The organism is Kocuria sp. CCUG 69068 (assembly GCF_020833785.1).
Classification (GTDB): Bacteria; Actinomycetota; Actinomycetes; order Actinomycetales; family Micrococcaceae; genus Kocuria; species Kocuria rosea.
The window spans coordinates 1-3,154 of sequence record NZ_PDDL01000188.1; the positions used below are offsets into that span (position 1 = coordinate 1).

Below are 3,154 nucleotides of genomic sequence, written 5' to 3' on the forward strand. Positions count from 1 at the left end.
AGGCCGCCGAGCGGCACCGCGACGAGGCCGCCGCGCGCGGGGACCGCGTGCACACCTACGCCGAGCAGATCGCCCTGCGGGCCCTCGGCCGGCCCCACCGGGCCGCGGAGGCGCGGGCCGCGCTGGCCGAGCACGGCGAGGAGCGCTTCGCCTCGCGCTTCGACGAGTGGTGGGACCTCTACGCCCCGGAGCCGCTGGCGGTGGAGGTCACGGTGTGGAACTCCACCGTGGGCTACGCGGGGACCCTCGACCTCGTGGCCCGGATCGCGGGCAAGGTGTGCCTGATCGACTACAAGACGAAGGGCACGGACCGGGACGGGCGCGTGAAGTCCCTGGACCCCAAGGTCGTGACCCAGCTCGTGGCCGGGCTCAAGGCGGAGGAGTCCCTCGTGGACGCGGACGCCGGCACCTGGGAGCCGTGGGCGTACGGCAGCGCGGACCTGCTGCTGGGCGTGGCGGTCGGCGAGACGGAGGTCGTGCCCGTGCAGGCCGTCCCGGCGGTGCTCGAGCAGCACTGGTACAAGTTCTGCGCCCTGCACCGGCTGTGGACCCAGGAGACGGCCCTCGCCGCGGCCGGCCCCGCCCTGCGCCCCGTGCCGCCCCCGCCGCTGCGCGAGCAGGCGTAGGCCGGGAGCGCCCCGCGTGCCCGCGGGGGGACGGGCGGCCCGTAGACTTGCCGGGTCGAGAGCGAGGTCCCGCCATGTCCGTCCTGCCCATCCGCACCATCGGTGATCCCGTCCTGCGCACCCGCGCGGAGGAGGTCACGGCCTTCGACGACGCCCTGCGCCGGCTCGTCGCCGACATGCACGAGACGATGCTGGACGTCGGCGGCGTCGGCCTCGCCGCGCCCCAGGTGGGCGTCAGCGTGCGGCTGTTCACGTGGGCGGTCGAGGGCGGCGCGGGGCACGTGGTCAACCCGGTCCTGGAGGTGGGCGAGGAGCCCCAGGAGGGCGGCGAGGGCTGCCTCTCCGTCCCGGGACTGGCCTACGACACCCCGCGCCGGAACTGGGCCCGGGTCACCGGCCTGGACCAGCACGGCGCCCCCGTGACCGTTGAGGGCACGGGCCTGCTGGCGCGCTGCCTGCAGCACGAGACCGACCACCTGGACGGGCGGCTCTACGTCGACCGGCTGACCGGCGCCGAGAAGCGGGACGCGATGCGGGCCATCCGCGCCGCCGGCTACGACGGCGTGGTGCGCGGCGTGGCCGGGCAGCGCGCCGCGCACGTGGGCACCTCCTTCGGCGCCGGCTCCTTCGGCGCCGGCCCGGCCTGAATCCCGCCCCCCCCGTCCCCACCCGTCAGGAGAGCCGTGAAGATCCTCTACGCCGGCACGCCGTCCGTCGCCGTGCCGCCCCTGGTCCACCTGGCCGAGCGGCCCGACGTCGAGATCGTGGCCGTCCTCACCCGCACCGACGCCCCCGTGGGGCGCAAGAAGGTGCTCACCCCCTCGCCCGTGGCCGAGGAGGCCGGGCGGCGGGGCCTGCCCGTGCTCAAGGCCAACCGGGTGGACGCCGAGCTGGCCGAGCGGATCCGGGACCTGGGCGCGGACGTCGCCGCCGTCGTCGCCTACGGGGCCCTGGTCCCGCAGGCGGCCCTGGACGCCGTGCCGCACGGCTGGATCAACCTGCACTTCTCCCTGCTGCCGCAGTGGCGCGGCGCCGCCCCCGTCCAGCGGGCCCTGATGGCCGGGGACACGGTGGTCGGGGCCAGCACCTTCCTGCTGGAGGCCGGCCTGGACACCGGGCCCGTCCTCGGCACGATGACCGACGAGGTCCGTCCCGACGACACGGCCGGGACGGTCCTGGAGCGCCTGTCCCGCACCGCGGCGCCGCTGCTGGCGGACTCCCTGCGCGCCGTGGTCGACGGCTCCGCGCGCCCGGCCCCGCAGCAGGGCGACGTGACCCACGCCCCGAAGCTCACCGCCGAGGACGGGCGGGTCCGCTGGTCGGACCCCGCCGTGGCCGTGGCCCACCGGGTGCGCGGGGCGACCCCCGAGCCCGGGGCGTGGACCCGGCTCGACGAGCGCCGGCTCAAGCTCGACCTCGTGCTGCCCCGGCCCGACGTCCGGGATCTCGCCCCGGGCCGGTGCGTCCTGCGCGGGGACGCCGTGCTCGTGGGCACGGGCTCGTACGCCGTCCAGCTCACCCGGGTGCAGCCGGCGGGGAAGAAGACCATGGAGGCCACCGCCTGGGCGCGGGGCCGCAGCACGGAAGAGGAAGTGGTGTTCCAGTGAGCGGGCACGAGGACAGGCAGGGCGGAGACCGGCGGGGCGACCGCGACCGGCGACCGGGAGGCCCGCGGCGCAGCGCGAGGGGCCACGAGCGCAACCGGCGGGCGCAGTCCGACCGCGCCTTCTCCTCGTCGGCGCCCGCGGGGCGCACGCGGCGGGCCGATCCGGCCCGGCTGGCGGCGTTCGAGACCCTGCGCGCGGTGTCCGAGGAGGGCGCCTACGGCAACCTCGTGCTCCCCAAGCTGGTCCGGGCCCACCGCCTGGACCGGCGGGACGCGGGCTTCGCCACGGAGCTGGCCTACGGGGCGCTGCGCTGGCAGGGCACCTGGGACGCCGTGCTGGCCCGGTGCGTCGACCGGCCCCTGGGCGAGCTCGACGGGGCGGTGCTGGACGCCCTGCGCCTGGGCACCCACCAGCTGCTCGCGATGCGGGTGCCCGACCACGCGGCCCTCGACCAGACGGTGGGCCTCGTCCGGGCCGTCATCGGCGCGGGCCCCGGCGGGCTCGTCAACGCGGTGCTGCGCAAGGTCGCGGCCCGGGACCTGCCCGCGTGGATCGCGGAGCTGACCGCCGAGGCCGTCGACGAGACCGCCCGCCTGGGCCTGGCCCACGCCCACCCGGCGTGGGTGGTCCGGGCCCTGCGCCAGGCGCTCACCGCCCACGGGCGGGACGCCGCCGAGCTCGAGGCGCTGCTCGAGGCGGACAACGCCGCCCCCGTGGTCAACCTCGTGGCCCTGCCCGGTCTCGGTGACCTCGACGAGGCCCTCGCCGCCGGCGCGGAGCAGGGGACGCTCGTCCCGGGTTCGGCGCTGAGCAGCGGCGGCGACCTGCACCGGCTCGCCTCCGTCCGGGAGGGCGGGGTCCGCGTCCAGGACGCCGGGTCCCAGCTCGTCGCCCGCGCCCTGCTCGCCGCCGGCCAGGACG

Annotated in this window: 4 protein-coding genes; all 4 read left to right on the forward strand. The window is 77.6% G+C overall.

Going from position 1 to position 3,154, the window contains the following annotated elements:
* On the forward strand, window positions 1-626 hold a 626-nt coding region (locus CRM73_RS18610; protein WP_229588724.1), incomplete at its 5' end, for a cytochrome.
* A 74-nt stretch (window positions 627-700) separates the two neighbouring features.
* Complete coding sequence (gene def, locus CRM73_RS18615) at window positions 701-1,273, forward strand: peptide deformylase (RefSeq protein ID WP_035924017.1); 573 nt, start codon at window positions 701-703, stop codon at window positions 1,271-1,273.
* Window positions 1,274-1,309: 36 nt separating this feature from the next.
* Entirely contained in the window at window positions 1,310-2,233 is a 924-nt protein-coding gene (gene fmt, locus CRM73_RS18620; RefSeq protein WP_035924016.1) for a methionyl-tRNA formyltransferase, read from the forward strand.
* On the forward strand, window positions 2,230-3,154 hold a 925-nt coding region (locus CRM73_RS18625), incomplete at its 3' end, for a transcription antitermination factor NusB (protein ID WP_370658575.1). The genes fmt and CRM73_RS18625, both read left to right, overlap by 4 nt.

Excerpts from the sequence above, each read along its gene's own strand:
- def (WP_035924017.1), top strand. The coding sequence starts at position 701 with ATGTCCGTCCTGCCCATCCGCACCATCGGTGATCCCGTCCTGCGCACC.